Below are 19,492 nucleotides of genomic sequence, written 5' to 3' on the forward strand. Positions count from 1 at the left end.
TGAAAATAAAAAGAAAATAACCACTTTTACTTTATGGTTTTTCGCTATTTCCAAATAAAGATTTTAACCCAGCCGCTTTATTCTCTATTTCTATCCATTCTTGCTCAGGGTCTGAACCACTCACAATACCGGCTCCTGAATACAGAGAAACATGCTCACCTTCAATTTGTGCGCAACGTAAAGACACCGCAAACTCACTTTTATTGAGGCTAATAAACCCACCTGTTCCCGCATACCAACCACGTGAAAAAGGTTCATTTTTAGCCAAAAATTGCCGCGCAACATTTCTTGGTAGCCCACAAACAGCAGCGGTTGGCTGTAAACGTTGTAAACAGTCACTATCAGAAGGCATGACAAGAGTTGCAACTATCGAACGGTAAAGATGCTGAATTTTTCTTAAACGAATGACTTTCGCACTAGAAACGTCGACCCCTGTCACTGCACCTTGTAACTGCTGGCAAATATCATCAACTACAACGAGGTTTTCATGTTGATTTTTTTTGTCTTCCATTAGCCATTTTGCATATTCAGCAGCAATGACATCATCAGGGTCATTTGCCACCGTTCCCGCTAAGGCTTCAGAATTAAGCTGCTCACCTTGACGTAGGTATAAACGTTCAGGCGTAGAAGAAATAAACCCTGAATGCTGATTAAAAGCCATCATAAAATGGTAGCAATGATGATTAACCTGCTGGCTTTTTGATAAAAGTTCAGCGACTGCAATCGGTTCAGACAGGGTTAATTTAGTCTCTCGTGCCATCACCACTTTTTCCATTTTCCCTGCTTTCATATCCTCAATTGCACAATTCAATAAACGGCACCATTCATCACGCATAGGAATATGTTCCTGCGCAATAATATCTGCTGTAAGAGCTAATGTCGTTTTAGCCGTTAACGTTAATTGTTGTACAAAACTGAGTGCATTCAGTCGGTCTTCTTCCCCATCTATATTGACGCTTATATGAACGGTTGAACGAAATCGATGGATCTCAAGACGAGGCAAAAAACAAAACGTGGCCTGTTGCTTTAAGGTTTCGGGAATACCTTCCCCGACTGCATTCCAACCATTTAGCCCCCACAAACGCATATCCGGGTTTTCAGGGTGTTGCGATAAAAAAGCTTGTGCATCATCAATCGAATGAAATGATTTCACCATTCCAATCGCGCTGCACTCCTGTGCGCCAGTTCTTTGATACCAATAGAACTGCGGATAACAGTTTTGCTCAGATAACCATGGAAGCCCTGGAAAAGTAAGTTGCCCATCCAGTTGCCAAGTAAGACGAGTATGCTCTTTCGTTTTGAGTGTCAATGTAGACAAATGATCCAAAATTTCCGTTATCACTTTATCAATTTTTTTATATGTCACTTTCGATCCCTACAGCTACATCACACAGATTCACTTTGAATTATTATATAGCGCAATGTAATTTTTTAATACATTGATGACCCACAGTAAGCACCATGTCACCAAATAGCCACCAGCGATCACACAGACAGTATAAAAGGGTTGAATTTAAGACATTCATGTTGTTACTTGTTGACCGCTAAATCTCTCAGTTTATGAGTATAGTTTATTATATATATTAGGTGATTACATATTAATTTAATCTATTGATAATAGTCATTTTATCTTTTGCTGACTATGGTTAAACCATTGGCACTTTCCCCCTTTGTCTATTTCATTTTGAAACATCTTGTACCCCAAAATTTACCTTCAGGATTAAATTAACAATTCCATCAGGAATTCCCCTTTGAATGAATATTGCCTTGTATTAGGTAACAACCCTCTCTTTCCCATTTAATGGGAGTTTGTTTAACAGAATATTATTGTTTATAGCTATAAATTATTTTTTGTCTCTGATTTTCATTTTTTATTATCAACCTTTTTTCCAGTTTCTTGTAGGTTAATGGTTATAAAATCTTCATCACTTGACCATCATAAACCGGTATTACAATCATAATTATAGTTATTAATACTAAATTCAACTTTCTCCTTTAACTTAATTAAATTGGAATTAATAATGAATACACATGAAAATTACGACCGAATTATCGAAAAAGAAAATATAGGTAATGCAACATTAGCATTATTAACAAATCAAGATTCACTTTCCACTCGGTCTGCAGGCATTTTTACTTTAGAAGATTTACTCAACATCCATCAGCATGTACAATTTGCCCTTTCTTTACCATTGAAAAAACCTGATATTTTAAAATGGTTTGGCATTACCGATTCAACCGTATTACCTATTAACTCTAATGATATAGCCACGGCAATTATAAATATTCGCGACCATGCTAATTCATGGGATAATGTTGAACAACATGTTAAAGAACAATCTGTTAATCTTTCACTCACTAGCCGAAATATCATTCAGACTGGTAATGAGGTCATTGAGTATATTAATCACATGCCAATTTTACAAAGAGTGTCTGATAATTTGGATGACCTAGCAGAAAATAAACTTGATGAAATCATTTATCAAAGCGATGACCAACAAATTGCGACTGAGCTTGTAAGCATTTTAAATTTAATTAAAAGTGATATAAAAAACCAGTCAATTAAAACGATAAAAATAAAAAATATCGTATCTGATTTTAGGGCATATATTACAGGGGGGTACCTTTCTAATTTCGAGCATGTTGAATCATTACTGTTCAATATTAAAGGTCTCTATCAGCAACTTGACCCAAGTAATAATGAAAGCTCAGAACCTTTCTTAAAAGAAATGATTGAAATTAAAAAAAATGAGGTTCAGCAACTTGATCAGGAATATAACCATTTTGTGAAACTCTGTTTTACAGGGCTTGCTGGTGGGGTGATCGGTCTTATTATTACAAGCAGTATTTTTGGTTCAAAAGCAGAAGTCATAAGAATAAAAAGGAATAACATCCTAAAAGAAATAGAAGAAATCAACACTAAAATTAACCAAGAAAAACTCATCCAAAAAACGATGTTTGATATGCAAATTAACCTACATAAAATTGAAGGGTTTATCAAGGATGCGAGGCTAGCCATCGACCACTTAGACTATATGTGGTTGGTTATTTTAACTGAAGTTACTCAATCAATTGAAGTTTTTCAAAGAATTAATAACGCAGACAAACTAATCAGGTTTATCTCCCAATTTAAACGTGTTATCAGCTCTTGGAATAAAATACAAGAATACTCAGTTCATTTAATTACATTATTTGATGAATTACAAATAAATGACAACACTTCTAAATAAAAGGTACGAATATGCATGATAACAACGAAATCCCTGTATTGCCCTCCATTGATGTATACCAATTAAGATGTATATCAAATAGCATCATTGATTTTAATAAGAACATTAAAAATTATGACTATGTTATTTATGATAAAATAAACAAAATCGCCATTAAAACAGAAAGTCTTAATCAACTCATTAGAAATTCAATCCCAATTATAAAAATAAAATTAGATTATATAATATTTAATGATTTAAACGAAAACAATAATGACAACCATCACCCTGATAACATTGAGAATTTAAAGAATAAGATATTAACGGTTGGTTTTATAGAAGACCTCATTGAACTAAAATTAGAATTAGAAAAATTCATTTATAAAATACGATTCACCACCGATTCATTGCAAACATTTAATATTGATAAGCCAAATAAGAATAAACTTCAAGAATATAATAACCAAAAAGGGTTGTTAATCTCCGCCAAAAAAAATATTCAAATGAAAATTAATGAGGTTAATCAACAACACTCTATTATTAAAGCCGCTGAAGATATTATTTTAAAAACAAAAATTACCGATTTCTTTGAAAAATACTTTTTAAATCAAGAATCGATAGATTCTATTGACATACCGAAAAACAAAAAACAGATTTTAAAGATGGCTCTACGCTATATTAAAAACCTCTTAGCTGTGGTTGATGACGGTTTAGAATTTCTGCAACTTGTTGATGTTAGGCTCTATTTAAGTGACCTAATAATCGAATTGAAAGGGGAAATGAATGCGATTGATACGAATATTTTCAGGGTGTCTAAGCTCATCAGTCTATCAGAAGAAATCTCCACTATCGTTCTAAATGTACAGTCAGTCATTACTCAAGCTAACCTGCTGAGGAACTATTTAGAGTCTTGGTGCGACTTTATTAATGAACATGTATCTGAACAAACGCTGAATGTGCCGCATATTCATGTCGCAAGTAAGATATTTATGACCTATTTAAATGAGGTGGAATATCAATACCAATTGCAACTTCCAGATTAAAAAAAACCGGTTACTGTTGAGGTAACCGGTTTTCATCAACATGATGTGTTTAACCGTCAGTTAATCACAGCAAGAGCTGTTGATGTGATATCGATAAGTGGTTGTGGCCAAACCCCAAATGCAATAACTGCAATGGCACAAATAACGGCAACCACAGTACCCAATGTCGCTTTTTCAGGGCCTGTATAACGTTCTGCGTGTTCTGCATCACGGCTATATAGGCTTGCCATAAAGCGTAGGTAGTAATACAAACCTATTGCACTACCCACCACCACAGCTCCAGTTAACCACCATAATTCAGCTTTCACTGCGGATGCAATCACATAAAATTTACCAATAAACCCTAATGTGATTGGAATACCTGCCAGTGATAGCATCATAATAGTCATGACCGTTGCTAACACAGGTTTGTGCCAGAATAGGCCACGGAACGCACTGAAGTCATCTTGGTCATCACCACGGTAAGGGCTGGAAACGATACTGATTACCCCAAAGGCCCCCAAACTTGCAAATAGATAACCTACAAGGTAAATAGCGATGGTTGTTTGGGCGTATTCCGGTACGGTACGTAAAGCAACAAGTGCTACCAACAAATACCCCATATGAGAGATAGATGAGTAACCTAGTAAGCGTTTTGCACTTTTTTGGCTAATTGCCAACAAGTTACCAAATAAAATAGAGGCAATGGCAATGACAGAGATAACAATCGATAAAGTGTCGCTATTGGTCACTGGCGCTTCCATAAAAATACGCACTAGCACGGCAAAGATAGCAATCTTACTGCCTGTTGCCAAAAATGCCGATACTGGCGCAGGAGCACCTTGGTAAACATCTGGTGTCCATAACTGGAATGGGAATAACGATAATTTAAAACCGAAGCCCACAATCAGCATCCCAAAACCAATCATAATTAATGGCGCATGGATTTGGCTGTCAGATAAGCTTTGACCGACCGCGGCAAAGCTTAAACTGCCTGACTCTGCATACAGTAATGCAATACCAAATAACAGGAATGAAGACGCTGCTGCGGATAACAGCATGTATTTAATCCCTGCTTCTAAGGTGCGTCGACGTTCGAAGGTATAAGCAACTAAGCCAAACAATGGTAATGAAATCAGTTCAATACCGATAAACATTGACGCCATATGGTTTGACATAGATAACAGCACACCACCCGCCACAGCAATAGCGACTAAAAGGTGAAACTCATCTCTATTGTCACCAAAGCCTTCTAGCCAATGGTAAGCAAAGATACTAGTACCGATACCTGCAACTAAGACTAATGCACTGTAGAATAGTGCAAAGTTATCAACACGGATAAGCGAAGTCACATCCATCAGGTAGCCATCAGCCACCCAAATCAGTGAAAGCAACGCAATAATAAAACCAGATACTGTCAGCGCGGCGCTGGTCAGGTGATCGCGTCGCCACGCAATGGACAGCATCACAACCACTGCCGTCAACCCGACGATCATCAGTGGTAATATTGCGATCAGTTCTTGAGGAGTTATTGTCATGGCGAATTACAGCCCTAATGTTGTAAGTGAAGCAGAATACAGGTTATGCAATGTTTCCATTGAACCAATTGAAGTATCTAAAATTGGTTGTGGATAGAAACCGATAATAACCAGTAAAGCAGCTAGAGCCAGCAGCACACCGAATTCACGCGCAGTTAACCCTTTCATTTCTTTTTCTGATTTTGGTGTGCCATAGTAAGTTTGTTGCATCATCCACAACGAGTAGATAGAAGCAAACACCACACCAAATACCATAATGCAGGTCACTAATGTGAATTGGCTGAAGCTACCGAACAGGATCATGAACTCACCAATGAAGTTACCTGTACCTGGCATGCCTAACGTTGCCGCGGCAAAGAACAGGGACATTCCTGGTAACCATTTAATGCGTTTCCACAACCCACCCATCATGCGCATATCACGCGTTTGTGTACGCTCATACAGTTGACCACTGATGATAATCAGCGCTGCACCTGACAGGCCGTTGGTGATCATTTGGATCACAGCACCTTGGTACGCTAACACTGAACTTGCATAAATCGCTACTGTCACAAACCCCATATGGGATAAGCTACTGTATGCCGCCAGACGTTTAATGTCGGTTTGTTTGAACGCTAACCATGCACCGTAGAAGATACTGATCACACCCAGTGTCATCGCAACTGGCGTGAACTGGATAGAAGCTTCTGGGAACAGTGGTAAAGTAAAACGTAACAAACCATAAGCCGCGGTTTTTAGCATAATACCAGAAATGTCCACCGAACCTGCGGTTGGGGATTGTTCTTGCGTATCCGCCATCCAACCGTGGAATGGCACTAATGGCATTTTAACGGCAAAAGCAATAAAGAAACCTAACATCAACATAAATGCGACGCTACTAGACATTTGTGTGCCTAACAGTTGGTCGTAATTGAATGTTAATGTGCCTGTTGAGTTGAAGTGTGCCAGTGCCAATCCAATGATGGACACTAACATAATCAAACCACTCGCCTGCGTATAAATAAAGAACTTGGTAGCTGCGTTGATATGTTTTCTACTCTCTGACCCTTTGTGCCCCCAATTGGCAATTAGGAAATACATCGGGATCAGCATCATCTCCCAGAAGAAGAAGAATAAGAACAAGTCAACCGCAGTGAAAATCCCCATCACCCCTGTGATAATCCACAGCAGGTTAAAGTGATATGCACCTTGGTTCTTTTGGTTTTCACTCCATGAGCTCAGAATCGAAAACGCGCCCATAATAGCCGTCAATACGACCATTAATAGTGACAAACCATCAATCGCTAAGTGAATGTTGATTCCCAGTGCTGGGATCCACGGCATAAAGAAAATAGACTGCCATTGTGGAACGCCTTGTGGATTAACCAGAGAATAGTTCCCTTGTAACCACAATTGCACGGAAAGAATAAGTGTTAATCCCATTGTCGCCAGCGCAATCCAGCGTGGAGCGCGGTGACTGAACCGGTCAGCCTGCCAACTTAGCAGGCCTCCGATAAAGGGAATAAGTATTAGCCAAGGTAATAGCATGGCGCAATGTGTCCCTTAATTAAACCAAAAGCAGCAGAGCAAGAATCAGCACTGCACCCAGCCCCAATGAGGCAACATACCAACGGATCTGGCCGTTTTGACTCACCGCAAGCCCTTTATTCGCTAAACTTGATAAGCGTGCAGGGATATTCATCAGTGAGTTAATCGGATCGCTCTCCAATAGCCATGCAATACCTTTAAAAGGTTTCACAAAGACTACGTCATACAGCCAGTCGAATCCCCATGCTTGGTACCACCATGCACTGAAAAAGCGGCCAACTGCTGTTTTCGCGATAGCATCAACAATGGAACGTCTGAATAGATAGAGGAATATAGCAATCAACAGACCCGCGATTGCAAACCCGCCAGAAATCGCTTCAAGTAAGACTTTACCGTCTTCACTTCCTACGGCTTCAGCAGGGAATACTCCTTCTAATGGTTGGTGAATTAATGCACCAACAAACGTTGCAAGGATAGCCAGAATGCCAAGTGGCAATGTATGAGTGATGCCTTTAACCTTGTGCGCTTTGATTTTTGCTTCACCGTGGAACACGATGAAAATCATACGGAAGGTATAAATTGCAGTCATTAATGCACCAAGGATACCTGCCCATAACAACACCGTTTGCCCATCAAGCTGCGCACCCCACAAAATTGCATCTTTACTGTAGAAACCTGCGGTAAACAATGGCAATGCAGCCAGTGCGCTTCCGCCGATTAACATCACAGCATAAATGAATGGGATTTGCTTACGTAGCCCACCCATTTTGAAGATGTTTTGTTCGTGGTGACATGCGAGGATCACCGAACCTGCTGAGAGGAACAATAGCGCTTTAAAGAAAGCGTGTGTCATCAGGTGGAAAATCGCCGCATCCCAAGCTTGTACTCCCAGAGCCAAGAACATATAACCGATCTGGCTCATGGTTGAGTAAGCAAGAACACGTTTGATATCCGTTTGTACCAATGCGGCAAAACCAGCTAGTACTAATGTGACCGCACCAACGACACCCACTAAATGTAAAACCTCAGGTGCTAACAGGAACAGAACATGTGTACGTGCAATTAAGTAAACACCCGCGGTCACCATGGTTGCGGCGTGGATCAATGCAGAAACAGGCGTTGGGCCTGCCATCGCATCAGCCAACCATGTTTGCAATGGTAACTGTGCTGATTTACCGACTGCACCACCTAATAACATTAAGGTAGCCCAGTTGATAGCACTCGAACCTTCAGCAAATTTCTGAGGTGCTAATACTGCCATTTCGCTGAAATTCAGCGTGCCCAGTTCATTCCACAGAATAAACATACCGATGGCAAGGAACACATCACCAATACGGGTCACGAAGAAGGCTTTCATCGCAGCTTTACCGTTGTCTGGATTGGTATAGTAAAAACCAATCAGCAGATAACTGCACAGCCCTACCCCTTCCCAACCGAGATACATCAGCATCATGTTATCGGCGAGAACTAAAACCACCATACTCGCGATAAACAGGTTAGTGTAGGCAAAGAAACGTGAGTAACCCTCCTCGCCACGCATATACCAAGAGGCATACACATGAATAAGGAAGCCCACCCCCGTTACCACACCCAGCATGGTAAGAGACAGACCATCAAGAACTAAGGTAAATGGAATGTTGAAAGTACCAACCGACATCCAAGTCCAAAGTTGTTGTGAATATGGTTCATATCCACCATTTGATAAAACAGGTTGAGCTAAAAATTCATTGCCAACATAAAGTGCTACGAGCGCCGCTAAGCCGACCGACCCCGCACCTATAATGGCAGAAACGTTTTCTGACCAGCGTCCACGAGAGAAGGCAAGTAACACCGACCCAAGTAGAGGCAACAGAATAGTTAAATAGAGTAGGTTCATCCGCGCATCTCACTGACTTTATCAATATTCAGGTTCTGACGATGACGATGGAGTTGCAGTAACAACGCCAATCCAATACTCGCCTCCGCTGCAGCCAATGTAATCGCCAAAATATACATAATTTGGCCGTCTGGCTGCCCCCAAAAACTCCCTGCAACAACAAATGCCAGAGCAGTAGAGTTAATCATGATTTCCAGTCCGATCAGCATGAAAAGCAAATTGCGGCGAATAACGAGACAACTCAGTCCCATTACAAATAAAATCGCTGCTAAAATCAGACCATGTTGAAGAGGTATCATTTTTGCTCCTCCGCATTACGTACACTGACAAGGTCAGCGCCGTTTTCTTTACGGTCACGCCCAACGTGGAATGCGACAACTAAACCGGCCAGTAATAGCAATGAAGCCAACTCAACAGCTAGAACATAAGGCCCGAATAGGCTTATACCCACTTCTTTCGCCCCAATCACGGTACCTTTAATCCCATCTTCGTAAGACAAAGAGGTAATACCGTAAACTAAGATGGCCAGTAATACGGCAGACAACACCGCGGGACCAATCCAGTTTTTTGGTGTTAACCAAGCCCGCTCTTGTTCTTGCACTGAGCGACCTAAGTTAAGCATCATGACGACGAATACGAACAAGACCATGATGGCTCCTGCATAAACGATGATTTCCAAAGCCCCAGCAAAATACGCACCGAGAGAGAAAAACACCATCGACAGAGCCAGCAGAGAAACAACCAGATACAACAGTGCATGCACCGGGTTGGTATTAGTTATCACCCTCAAAGTTGCTAATATGGCAACTAGGCCGGCGATATAAAATGTAAATTCCATGAATATCGCTCCTTATGGCAACAGGTCTTTGACGTTAATCGGTTTCGCTTCGTTATCCGCTTCACCTTTGTCTTTACCTGCAATCGCCATACCCGATTTACGGTAAAAGTTATAATCAGGATATTTACCCGGACCTGAAATGAGTAGGTCATCTTTTTCGTAAACCAGATCCTGACGTCTCCAATCGGCCATTTCAAAGTCAGGTGTTAATTGGATTGCCGTAGTTGGGCAAGCCTCTTCACACAAGCCACAGAAAATGCAGCGCGAAAAGTTCACGCGGAAAAACTCGGGGTACCAACGGCCGTCTTCATGTTCAGCTTTTTGCAGTGAGATACAACCCACAGGGCAAGCCACCGCACATAAGTTACAGGCTACACAACGCTCTTCACCGTCAGGGTCGCGTGTTAATACGATACGCCCACGGTAACGGGGTGGTAGATAAACCGGCTCTTCTGGGTACATTTGCGTTTCGCGTTTATCGAACGCATGTAGGCCGACCATCCAAATACTACGTACTTGGGTGGCGAAACCGACCAATAACTCTTTTAATGTCATGGTTCAATCACCCCTTACTGAGCGTTGTATAAAATCACTGCTGCGGTACCCAGCAGATTAAGCAGTGTCAACGGCAGACAAATTTTCCAACCGAAAGACATCACTTGGTCATAACGAGGACGCGGCAAAGAAGCGCGGATCAAGATAAACATCATCATGAAGAACGCAGTTTTAATCGCAAACCACAAGAATGACGGCAAGAATGGTCCATGCCAGCCACCAAAGAACAGCGTCACAATCAGAGCAGAGACCGTTACGATACCGATATACTCACCAACGAAGAACAGACCGAACTTCATCCCTGAGTATTCAACGTGATAACCATCCGCAATCTCTTGCTCTGCTTCTGGTTGGTCAAACGGGTGACGGTGACATACCGCAACACCTGCAATCGCAAAAGTTACAAAGCCAAAGAACTGAGGAATGATGTTCCACATGCCTTCTTGGGAGTTAACAATATCAATCAGGTTGAATGAACCTGCTTGTGCAACCACGCCCATTAAAGAAAGGCCTAAGAACACTTCGTAACTCACGGTTTGTGCTGACGCACGCATCGCCCCCAATAAAGAGTATTTGTTGTTACTTGACCAACCAGCGAATAACACCGCATACACCGCTAGACCCGCCATCATCAGGAAGAATAAAATCCCAATATTCAGGTCTGCCACGTGCCAAGTTGGGCTAACAGGTACGATGGCGAATGCAAGGAATAATGAGCAAAATGCGATAACTGGCGCTAGCGTAAAGATTTTCTTATCCGCGAACTGTGGGATCCAGTCTTCTTTAAACAGCATTTTGAACATATCCGCGATTAACTGGCCCATCCCAAACGGACCAACACGGTTAGGGCCGTAACGGTTCTGGAACAGACCGAGAATACGGCGCTCTCCCAGACTCATGTAGGCTCCACAAGTCACAACAACCAATAAAATGACGACAGATTTAAGTATGGAAATAAGGACTTCCATTACTTCAGGAGAAATCCAATCCATCATGCTCCCCTCCGCAGATTATTGACTGACACGCCAGCCAGAACAGGTGCGATACCCGGCATCCCTAATGGTAAACCAATTTGACCAGTCGATAGGTGATTACTGAGGCGTACAGTTAAGTTAAATGCTTGACCTGCATGGCTAAATTCAGCTTTTGTTCCTGCTGTCAAACCAAGTGACTCTGCATCTTGCGCATTCAGCATGATATAAGGCTCAGGCATACGCTGTTGGATCACGTCTGAACGCTGTGACATTTCGTCACTGCCGAACAGATGGTAATACGGCGCCACCACCCACTGAGCTTCAGTCGCTTGATAAGCTGCTGGAATATCAGTGAAGTAAGCCAATTTACTTTCTGTTGAATTGAACAAACGCACACCTGGGTCACCAAATAACAAATGGCCCCCCACTTCTGCTTGGAATTTATTCCACGCTTGTGGTGAGTTCCAACCCGGCGCCCAAGCAAATGGAATTTGCTGACGTGGTGCCGTTGGGCTGTTGTTCCCTTCCATTGAGAAAGCAAATGGAGAATCAATATCTTGCGGTTGACGAGGCTCATGAACAGATTGGTTAGCCAGCATCGCTGTTCGACCACTGTAACGATGAGGTTCACGTGCCAGTTTTTGACCACGGATACGGAAAGAGGCTTTTGGTGCAGAATCAACAATGCCTGCAAATTGTGGCAGTGTAGCAACACAATCAGCAATCACATGGTCAAGTTGCGACCAGTCTGCATCACGTTCCTGTGCTTCAGTTTGCAATGAATGCATCCAGCGCCAGCTTTCGTTCATCACGATAGCTTTGTCGTAATAAGTTGGGTCGAAGACTTGGAAGAAACGTTGTGCCCGACCTTCTTGGTTAATCAACGTACCGTCTGCTTCAGCAAAGCTTGCTGCTGGCAGAACTAATGTTGCTTTATCCATGATGTCGGTTTGCTGATGGTCAGCAACAATCAAATGCTTCAGCTTCGCTAATGCGCTATTAACCGCATCTACATTGCTATGACGGTACAGGTCGTTTTCGATAACGATAGCCACATCCGCTTCGTTCGCTTCAATGCGAGCTAATGCGCTGTCTAATGGCTGTGCGTCCATCATTGCTAAACCAAAACTGTTTGCATGAGAGGCTAAGTAAGATAAGCCCACCTGCGCACCTTTCGCTTTTAGTGCAAATGCCACGTTAGCCGCGGCTTGGATCATCGCCTCACTAGCACTATGACTACCACTGATAATCAGTGGTTTTTTCGCGCTTGAAAGCGCTTGTGCGATGGTTTCAACTTTCGCTTTGAGGTCTGCAGGTAAGTCATTCACTGCTGGTGCATCGCCATTAATCATGTTGGCAATAGCAAAACCAAAACGTGCTTGGTCAGCCACAGGAGCACGGTAATTAAATGCGGCGACATCATCTAAGCGGGTATCATCCACATTGGTGATAAACAGTGGGTATTTCGCATGTTGACCAATGTTCATGATTGCCGCGATTTGCCAGTCAGCGACTTTTTGTGCTGCCGCCATTTCACGTGCTTTACCTTTCACCGCTTGACGTACAGATAACGCCATACGCGCACCTGTCTGAGTTAAATCTTCACCCAGTACCAGCACCGCATCGTAACCCTCCACTTCACGCAGTGTTGGCGTATAGATACCGCCATTTTGCAGGATATTTTGCATCAGCGCTAAACGGCGTTGCTCACTCGAAGAAACACCTGAATAGAAGTTTTCTGCACCGACAAGTGCTCGTAACGCATAGTTACTTTCGATGCTTGCACGTGGTGAACCAATACCAATCACTTTCTTCGCTTGATTGATAATTTGCGCACCGCTTTGCATTGCCTCAATAGCCGATATAACCTGTTTTACACCATTTTTATTTAGCACAGCTTGACGTGGACGGTCTTTACGGTTGACATAGCCATAACCAAAACGACCGCGGTCACATAGGAAATAGTGGTTTACTGAACCATTATAACGGTTCTCAATGCGGCGGATTTCACCATAGCGCTCACCTGGGCTAGTATTACAACCGATACTGCACTGTTGGCAGATACCCGGGGCAAATTGCATGTCCCATTTACGGTTATAGCGCTCAGAGTGCGTTTTATCGGTAAAGACCCCTGTCGGACAGACTTCAACTAGGTTACCTGAGAATTCACTTTCTAGCGTACCGTCTTCTGTACGACCGAAATACACATAGTTATGTGCCCCATAAACCCCCAAGTCCGTGCCATCTGCGTAATCTTTGTAATAACGCACACAGCGGTAACAAGCGATACAGCGGTTCATTTCATGACTAATGAACGGCCCTAAGTCTTGGTTGATGTGTGTACGTTTCGTAAAACGATATTTACGCATATTATGACCGGTCATCACCGTCATATCTTGTAGGTGGCAATTACCGCCTTCCTCACAGACTGGGCAGTCGTGAGGGTGGTTGGTCATCAGCCATTCCACAACACTTTCACGGAATTGTTTGGCTTCTTCATCATCAATTGAGATGTAGGTACCTTCCGTTGCCGGTGTCATACAAGACATTACTAGGCGACCGCGAGTATCATCCGCGTTCTGATATTGCTTAACCGCACACTGGCGGCAAGCGCCAACGCTTCCCAGCGCCGGATGCCAGCAAAAATAAGGAATATCTAGCCCGAGAGAAAGACAGGCTTGTAACAGGTTTTCAGACCCGTTTACGTCATATTCTTTGCCGTCTACATATATTGTAGCCATAGTCAGCATGCTTCCCAAAGGCCCGCATAAAGCAGGCGTTAATCAAAAATACGTTCTTCGTGAAAAATCTCTTTAGCGGTTGCTCAATCGCTAAATAATTACCAACGCTGCTTGAGCAGGTTTGGTTGGATACCCGCAATCTGCACGATGTTACGCAGATCTTTTTGCGAGATACCCGCTTCAAATTCATCACGGAAATATTTGATGGCACTTTGCAGCGGTTCGACTGCTCCCGGTGCGTGAGCACAGAATGTTTTACCCGGACCTAAGAAACGGCAAAGTTGCTCTAATGTTTCGATGTCACCCGGTTGGCCTTCGCCTTTTTCCAGTGCTTGTAAAATTTTCACGCTCCACGGCAATCCATCACGACATGGCGTACACCAACCACAGGATTCACGTGCAAAGAAGGTTTCTAAGTTACGAACTAACGAAACCATGTTGATTTCATGATCAACCGCCATTGCTAATGCAGTACCAAGACGGCTACCGGCTTTGGCAATATTTTCAAAATCCATTGGTAAGTCGAGGTGGTCATTGGTCAGGAAGTCTGTCCCTGCCCCACCCGGCTGCCATGCTTTAAGTTTTAAACCATCACGCATACCACCTGCGTAATCTTCTAATACTTCACGTGCCGTTGTACCAAATGGTAATTCCCATAGACCCGGATTTTTCACACGCCCAGAGAAGCCCATTAATTTAGTGCCCGCGTCTTTACTCTTACCTGCGCTTAAATCGATGTACCACTGGTCACCATGCTCTAAAATAGCCGGCACGTTACAGATAGTTTCAACGTTATTTACGCAAGTTGGTTTACCCCAAGCACCTGATGTTGCAGGGAATGGTGGTTTAGAACGCGGGTTAGCACGACGACCTTCTAAAGAGTTAATCAGTGCAGTTTCTTCACCGCAGATATAACGCCCAGCACCGGTGTGCACAAATAGCTCGAAATCAAACCCCGAACCGAGGATATTTTTTCCTAACAGGCCCGCAGCTTTCGCTTCTTCGATGGCACGGCGCAAGTGTTGAGCTGCCTCAACATACTCACCACGTAGGAAGATATAACCACGATAAGCTTTTAGTGCATATGCTCCCGTGATCATCCCTTCAACTAACAAATGAGGCAGTTGCTCCATCAATAAGCGGTCTTTGTAGGTGCCCGGTTCCATTTCATCCGCATTACATAAGAAATAACGCAGTTTCATGTTTTCGTCTTTTGGCATCAGGCTCCATTTCAGGCCTGTTGAGAACCCCGCACCACCACGCCCTTTCAGGCCAGCGTCTTTGACAAGGTTAACAACTTCATCCGGTGCCATGCCTTTGAGCGCACGCTCAAGACCTTTGTATCCGTTTTTACTGCGGTACTCATCTAACCAAACAGGCTGATTGTCATCACGCAAACGCCATGTTAGGGGATGAGTTTCAGCAGTACGGATCACTGGATTAACAGAATTTGTCATGGATACTGCTCCAGTAATTTTTGAATATTTTCAGGCTGCACATAACTGTGAGTATCTTCATCGATCATCATCGTCGGACCCTTATCACAGTTACCCAAGCAACAGGTTGGCAGCAATGTAAAGCGACCATCGGCTGTTGTTTGGCCAGGGCGAATATTCAGCTGTTTAATGATTTCAGCTTCTAAACCCTGATAACCAGTAATATGGCAAACAACACTGTCGCAATAGCGAATAATGTGGCGTCCAACAGGTTGACGGAAGATTTGGCTATAGAATGTTGCCACACCTTCAACATCACTAGCGGGGATACCTAAGACGTCAGCGATAGCATAGATCGCACCGTCCTCAACCCAGCCACGGTTTTTTTGCACAATTTTCAGTGCCTCGATAGATGCTGCTCGCGCATCTTCATAGTGATGTTTCTCACCTTCTATTTCTGCACGCTCTTCGTCAGTTAAAACAAAGCCATGATGAGCTTGAGGTTCGAATACATTCACCACATCGAGTTGATTGTGTTTATCATGTTCATTATGCATGGTTAGCGATCCACATCCGACATTACAAAATCGATACTACCCAGATAGACGATTAAGTCTGAAACTAAACTACCGCGAATAACCGCAGGGATTTGCTGCAAGTGAGCATAGCTTGGCGTACGAATACGTGTACGGTAGCTCATCGTGCTGCCATCACTGGTCAGGTAGTAGCTGTTGATCCCCTTCGTGGCTTCAACCATCTGGAATGATTCATTCGCAGGCATCACTGGCCCCCAAGACACTTGCAAGAAGTGGTTAATCAGGGTTTCAATGTGCTGTAACGTACGCTCTTTTGGTGGCGGCGTCGTCAATGGATGGTCGGCTTTGAATGGGCCTTCTGGCATATTCTTGTAGCATTGCTCAAGAATACGGATACTCTGGCGCATCTCTTCAACTTTGATCATCACACGGTCATAGCAGTCACCGTTGTGAGCGATAGGAATATCGAATTCAAAGTTTTCATAACCTGAATATGGACGCCATTTACGCACGTCAAAATCAACGCCTGTAGCACGTAAACCCGCACCTGTCACACCCCATGCCAATGCCTCTTCTTTGTTGTACATTGCTGTACCAATAGAACGGCCTTTTAAGATGGAGTTTTTCAGTGCAGACGTGACATAAGACTCTAAACGTTTCGGCAGCCAATCAAGTAACTCACGCAGCAACTTTTCCCAACCGCGCGGTAAGTCGTGTGCAACACCACCAATACGGAACCAAGCTGGATGCATACGGAACCCAGTGATAGCTTCAATCACGTTGTACACTTTTTGACGGTCAGTAAACGCAAAGAATACAGGTGTCATTGCGCCGACGTCTTGAATATAAGTACTGATGTATAGCAAGTGGCTATTAATACGGAATAATTCAGACAGCATGACGCGAATGGTCTTTACGCGGTCAGGCACTTCAATGCCAGCCAATTTTTCAACGGCTAACACGTATGGCATTTCATTCACACACCCACCGAGGTACTCAATACGGTCAGTGTAAGGAATGTAACTGTGCCATGACTGGCGCTCGCCCATTTTCTCAGCACCACGGTGGTGGTAACCGATATCAGGCACACAGTCGATAATTTCTTCACCATCAAGTTGCAGTACAATACGGAATGCACCGTGTGATGATGGGTGGTTTGGCCCTAAGTTCAGGAACATGAAATCTTCATTTTCATTTCCACGTGCCATGCCCCACTCTTCTGGTTTGAAAGTTAAAGCTTCCATTTCCAGATCTTGTTTCTGTTTAGTCAGAACAAAGGGGTCGAACTCAGTTGCACGCGCAGGATAATCCTTACGCAGTGGGTGACCTTCCCAGCTTGGCGACATCAGTAAGCGACGTAAATTTGGGTGACCTTGGAAAGTGATCCCAAACATATCCCACACTTCACGTTCATGCCAATTTGCATTTGGGAACAGCGAAACCATAGAAGGTACGTTGAGGTCTTTCTCATTAAGAGCGACTTTCAACATAATATCGCGGTTACGGTCAATAGAAATAATGTGATAGAAAACACTAAAGTCTGCTTCAGGCAGGCCTTGACGGTGGATTCTTTGGCGTTCATCTACCCCGTGTAAGTCAAATAGCATGACATACGGTTTTGGTAGTTTCTTTAGAAAATCTACAACTTCCAGTAATTGTTCACGACGAACCCAAACCACTGGCATACCAGTGCGGGTTGCTTGAACAGAAAAGGCATCCGGCCCAAATTGATTGCGCAGTTCCAGAAGCACAGGGTCATTTAAATGTTCCTGTGTCTGCCATCCTGGCTGGGTACTACTCGCTTGCGCTATCTGATCTGTCATCATTCTTCACCATAACGCTTGATCAGGTTTATTATTTCGCAACAACATTGCTCTGTTACGCTGTATGGCTTTAAGCCTTAAATTTCGTCTGGTGTACGCAGGTTCGTCACTGCAATACGTTCACCGTGCTTTCTTTCTCTTTCTGATTGCATGTTGGCACGGTAAACCCCTTGGTCACCAACGACCCAAGACAGCGGACGACGCTCTTTACCGATAGATTCTTGCAACAGAAGCAGAGCCTGCATATAGGCTTCTGGGCGCGGTGGGCAACCTGGGATATACACATCTACAGGGATAAATTTATCGACGCCTTGTACAACAGAATAAATGTCATACATACCACCAGAGTTAGCACATGAACCCATGGAAATAACCCATTTTGGTTCAAGCATTTGGTCATACAGACGTTGAATAACAGGCGCCATTTTAGTGAAACATGTGCCTGCAACGACCATGAAGTCGGCTTGGCGAGGAGAAGCACGTAGTACTTCCGCACCAAAGCGGGCTACGTCATGAACAGCCGTGAACGAAGTCACCATTTCTACATAGCAACATGAAAGGCCAAAGTTATAGGGCCATAGAGAGTTTTTGCGCCCCCAGTTAACAACATCGTGAAGTGCATGAGAAAGTTTCCCCATGTACACACTGTTTTCAACTTGCTGCTCCAGTGGATCAGTTACGATCTCCTGAGTTTGCAGTGGGTAACGGTCGTTCTCACCGTTCGGATCTATGCGGGTGAGCGTATAATCCATTGTATAATGCCTCGCTTTTTACTGCGGATGACGATTGCTGATTTTAATAACTTCACTAGGATGCTTTACTTTTCCGCGAGAACGGACTGGTGTCCAATCCAATGCTCCAACGCGAACTAAATAAAACAATCCCGCCAACAATACCAAAATAAAGATAGCGGCTTCGATAAAGCCTACCCAGCCAGCTTCGCGGATGGCGACTGACCATGCAAATAGGAACATGGCTTCAACATCGAAGATAACGAAGAACATGGCGACTAAGTAAAACTTAGCTGACATACGAAGACGTGCACTACCGACCGAATCAATACCTGATTCGTAAGGGACATGTTTTGTTCTGGCTTTGGCGCGGCTACCCAAGAAGTGACCTGCGACCAGCATGAAAGCACACAGACCGATAGTGCCGATAAGGAATATCGCAAACGCCCAGTTATGGGCTAACGCTAGGATTGATGTAGACATACTCGTTGCTTACTCATTACTTATGGTGCGTAAACTGCTCTTTTTTACAACACGGCAGTATTGCACCACAATTGCCCAGTTAATCGAGAAGAAAGACCAAACATTGGTCACCAACTAAAAGATCACCAAACTTAAATCAGTCTGTTGACCGCGTTTGGTTTGTCCTCTCTCATTACAATTTACTTTACCCAAATTAGGTAAAA

General features: G+C 43.3%; 16 protein-coding genes. 2 read left to right on the forward strand and 14 right to left on the reverse strand.

Annotated features, from left to right (window positions below; translation table 11 throughout):
* Positions 1 to 31: 31 nt before the first annotated feature.
* Positions 32 to 1,366 carry an isochorismate synthase gene (locus ACHB7C_RS10490; protein ID WP_198860730.1) on the reverse strand — a complete coding sequence of 445 codons (1,335 nt, stop codon included), beginning with the start codon at positions 1,364 to 1,366 and terminating at the stop codon, positions 32 to 34.
* A 655-nt stretch (positions 1,367 to 2,021) separates the two neighbouring features.
* Between ACHB7C_RS10490 and ACHB7C_RS10495 the strand changes: the two genes are divergently transcribed.
* Positions 2,022 to 3,230 carry an alpha-xenorhabdolysin family binary toxin subunit A gene (locus ACHB7C_RS10495; RefSeq protein ID WP_042844430.1) on the forward strand — a complete coding sequence of 403 codons (1,209 nt, stop codon included), beginning with the start codon at positions 2,022 to 2,024 and terminating at the stop codon, positions 3,228 to 3,230.
* A gap of 11 nt (positions 3,231 to 3,241) precedes the next feature.
* The gene (locus ACHB7C_RS10500; protein ID WP_272678007.1) at positions 3,242 to 4,252 is read left to right on the forward strand and encodes an alpha-xenorhabdolysin family binary toxin subunit B; all 1,011 of its coding nucleotides are present in this window, start codon (positions 3,242 to 3,244) and stop codon (positions 4,250 to 4,252) included.
* Between the two features lie 56 nt (positions 4,253 to 4,308).
* Here the strand turns inward: ACHB7C_RS10500 and nuoN are convergent, their stop codons facing one another.
* The 13 genes from nuoN to ACHB7C_RS10565 form a co-directional block, all read right to left on the reverse strand.
* Positions 4,309 to 5,769: an NADH-quinone oxidoreductase subunit NuoN gene (nuoN, locus tag ACHB7C_RS10505; protein ID WP_042844432.1), complete on the reverse strand. Its 1,461-nt coding sequence runs from the start codon at positions 5,767 to 5,769 to the stop codon at positions 4,309 to 4,311.
* Between the two features lie 6 nt (positions 5,770 to 5,775).
* Positions 5,776 to 7,296 carry an NADH-quinone oxidoreductase subunit M gene (nuoM, locus tag ACHB7C_RS10510; RefSeq protein ID WP_042844434.1) on the reverse strand — a complete coding sequence of 507 codons (1,521 nt, stop codon included), beginning with the start codon at positions 7,294 to 7,296 and terminating at the stop codon, positions 5,776 to 5,778.
* Between the two features lie 19 nt (positions 7,297 to 7,315).
* On the reverse strand, positions 7,316 to 9,172 hold the full coding sequence (gene nuoL / locus ACHB7C_RS10515; RefSeq protein ID WP_048607505.1) for an NADH-quinone oxidoreductase subunit L: 1,857 nt from the start codon (positions 9,170 to 9,172) through the stop codon (positions 7,316 to 7,318).
* Complete coding sequence (gene nuoK, locus ACHB7C_RS10520; protein ID WP_008910727.1) at positions 9,169 to 9,471, reverse strand: NADH-quinone oxidoreductase subunit NuoK; 303 nt, start codon at positions 9,469 to 9,471, stop codon at positions 9,169 to 9,171. The genes nuoL and nuoK overlap by 4 nt, the downstream gene beginning before the upstream one ends.
* On the reverse strand, positions 9,468 to 10,010 hold the full coding sequence (nuoJ, locus tag ACHB7C_RS10525) for an NADH-quinone oxidoreductase subunit J (protein WP_048607509.1): 543 nt from the start codon (positions 10,008 to 10,010) through the stop codon (positions 9,468 to 9,470). The genes nuoK and nuoJ overlap by 4 nt, the downstream gene beginning before the upstream one ends.
* A gap of 12 nt (positions 10,011 to 10,022) precedes the next feature.
* Positions 10,023 to 10,565 carry an NADH-quinone oxidoreductase subunit NuoI gene (gene nuoI, locus ACHB7C_RS10530; protein WP_042844439.1) on the reverse strand — a complete coding sequence of 181 codons (543 nt, stop codon included), beginning with the start codon at positions 10,563 to 10,565 and terminating at the stop codon, positions 10,023 to 10,025.
* 14 nt (positions 10,566 to 10,579) lie between these two features.
* Positions 10,580 to 11,557 carry an NADH-quinone oxidoreductase subunit NuoH gene (gene nuoH, locus ACHB7C_RS10535; protein WP_042844440.1) on the reverse strand — a complete coding sequence of 326 codons (978 nt, stop codon included), beginning with the start codon at positions 11,555 to 11,557 and terminating at the stop codon, positions 10,580 to 10,582.
* Complete coding sequence (gene nuoG / locus ACHB7C_RS10540) at positions 11,557 to 14,280, reverse strand: NADH-quinone oxidoreductase subunit NuoG (protein WP_173424803.1); 2,724 nt, start codon at positions 14,278 to 14,280, stop codon at positions 11,557 to 11,559. Before nuoG ends, nuoH begins: the two co-directional genes overlap by 1 nt.
* 98 nt (positions 14,281 to 14,378) lie before the next feature.
* Complete coding sequence (gene nuoF / locus ACHB7C_RS10545) at positions 14,379 to 15,737, reverse strand: NADH-quinone oxidoreductase subunit NuoF (RefSeq protein WP_042844442.1); 1,359 nt, start codon at positions 15,735 to 15,737, stop codon at positions 14,379 to 14,381.
* Complete coding sequence (nuoE, locus tag ACHB7C_RS10550) at positions 15,734 to 16,273, reverse strand: NADH-quinone oxidoreductase subunit NuoE (protein WP_042844444.1); 540 nt, start codon at positions 16,271 to 16,273, stop codon at positions 15,734 to 15,736. The genes nuoF and nuoE overlap by 4 nt, the downstream gene beginning before the upstream one ends.
* Before the next feature lie 2 nt (positions 16,274 to 16,275).
* Positions 16,276 to 18,078 (reverse strand): NADH-quinone oxidoreductase subunit C/D, encoded by a 1,803-nt coding sequence (gene nuoC, locus ACHB7C_RS10555; RefSeq protein ID WP_370661202.1) that lies wholly within the window; start codon positions 18,076 to 18,078, stop codon positions 16,276 to 16,278.
* Between the two features lie 74 nt (positions 18,079 to 18,152).
* Complete coding sequence (locus ACHB7C_RS10560; RefSeq protein WP_004912254.1) at positions 18,153 to 18,827, reverse strand: NADH-quinone oxidoreductase subunit B family protein; 675 nt, start codon at positions 18,825 to 18,827, stop codon at positions 18,153 to 18,155.
* A gap of 18 nt (positions 18,828 to 18,845) precedes the next feature.
* On the reverse strand, positions 18,846 to 19,289 hold the full coding sequence (locus ACHB7C_RS10565) for an NADH-quinone oxidoreductase subunit A (RefSeq protein ID WP_004259806.1): 444 nt from the start codon (positions 19,287 to 19,289) through the stop codon (positions 18,846 to 18,848).
* Positions 19,290 to 19,492 lie beyond the last annotated feature (203 nt).

It is taken from the genome of Providencia sp. 2024EL-00732, assembly GCF_044006275.1.
GTDB lineage: Bacteria > Pseudomonadota > Gammaproteobacteria > Enterobacterales > Enterobacteriaceae > Providencia > Providencia huashanensis.

What these genes read in the sequence shown, in the direction of transcription:
- nuoL (WP_048607505.1), bottom strand. Translation starts at nt 9,172, where the DNA reads ATGAACCTACTCTATTTAACTATTCTGTTGCCTCTACTTGGGTCGGTG.
- nuoM (WP_042844434.1), bottom strand. Translation starts at nt 7,296, where the DNA reads ATGCTATTACCTTGGCTAATACTTATTCCCTTTATCGGAGGCCTGCTA.
- nuoG (WP_173424803.1), bottom strand. Translation starts at nt 14,280, where the DNA reads ATGGCTACAATATATGTAGACGGCAAAGAATATGACGTAAACGGGTCT.
- ACHB7C_RS10560 (WP_004912254.1), bottom strand. Translation starts at nt 18,827, where the DNA reads ATGGATTATACGCTCACCCGCATAGATCCGAACGGTGAGAACGACCGT.
- nuoF (WP_042844442.1), bottom strand. Translation starts at nt 15,737, where the DNA reads ATGACAAATTCTGTTAATCCAGTGATCCGTACTGCTGAAACTCATCCC.
- ACHB7C_RS10500 (WP_272678007.1), top strand. Translation starts at nt 3,242, where the DNA reads ATGCATGATAACAACGAAATCCCTGTATTGCCCTCCATTGATGTATAC.
- nuoI (WP_042844439.1), bottom strand. Translation starts at nt 10,565, where the DNA reads ATGACATTAAAAGAGTTATTGGTCGGTTTCGCCACCCAAGTACGTAGT.
- nuoN (WP_042844432.1), bottom strand. Translation starts at nt 5,769, where the DNA reads ATGACAATAACTCCTCAAGAACTGATCGCAATATTACCACTGATGATC.
- nuoE (WP_042844444.1), bottom strand. Translation starts at nt 16,273, where the DNA reads ATGCATAATGAACATGATAAACACAATCAACTCGATGTGGTGAATGTA.
- ACHB7C_RS10495 (WP_042844430.1), top strand. Translation starts at nt 2,022, where the DNA reads ATGAATACACATGAAAATTACGACCGAATTATCGAAAAAGAAAATATA.
- nuoJ (WP_048607509.1), bottom strand. Translation starts at nt 10,010, where the DNA reads ATGGAATTTACATTTTATATCGCCGGCCTAGTTGCCATATTAGCAACT.
- ACHB7C_RS10565 (WP_004259806.1), bottom strand. Translation starts at nt 19,289, where the DNA reads ATGTCTACATCAATCCTAGCGTTAGCCCATAACTGGGCGTTTGCGATA.
- nuoH (WP_042844440.1), bottom strand. Translation starts at nt 11,557, where the DNA reads ATGGATTGGATTTCTCCTGAAGTAATGGAAGTCCTTATTTCCATACTT.
- nuoK (WP_008910727.1), bottom strand. Translation starts at nt 9,471, where the DNA reads ATGATACCTCTTCAACATGGTCTGATTTTAGCAGCGATTTTATTTGTA.
- nuoC (WP_370661202.1), bottom strand. Translation starts at nt 18,078, where the DNA reads ATGATGACAGATCAGATAGCGCAAGCGAGTAGTACCCAGCCAGGATGG.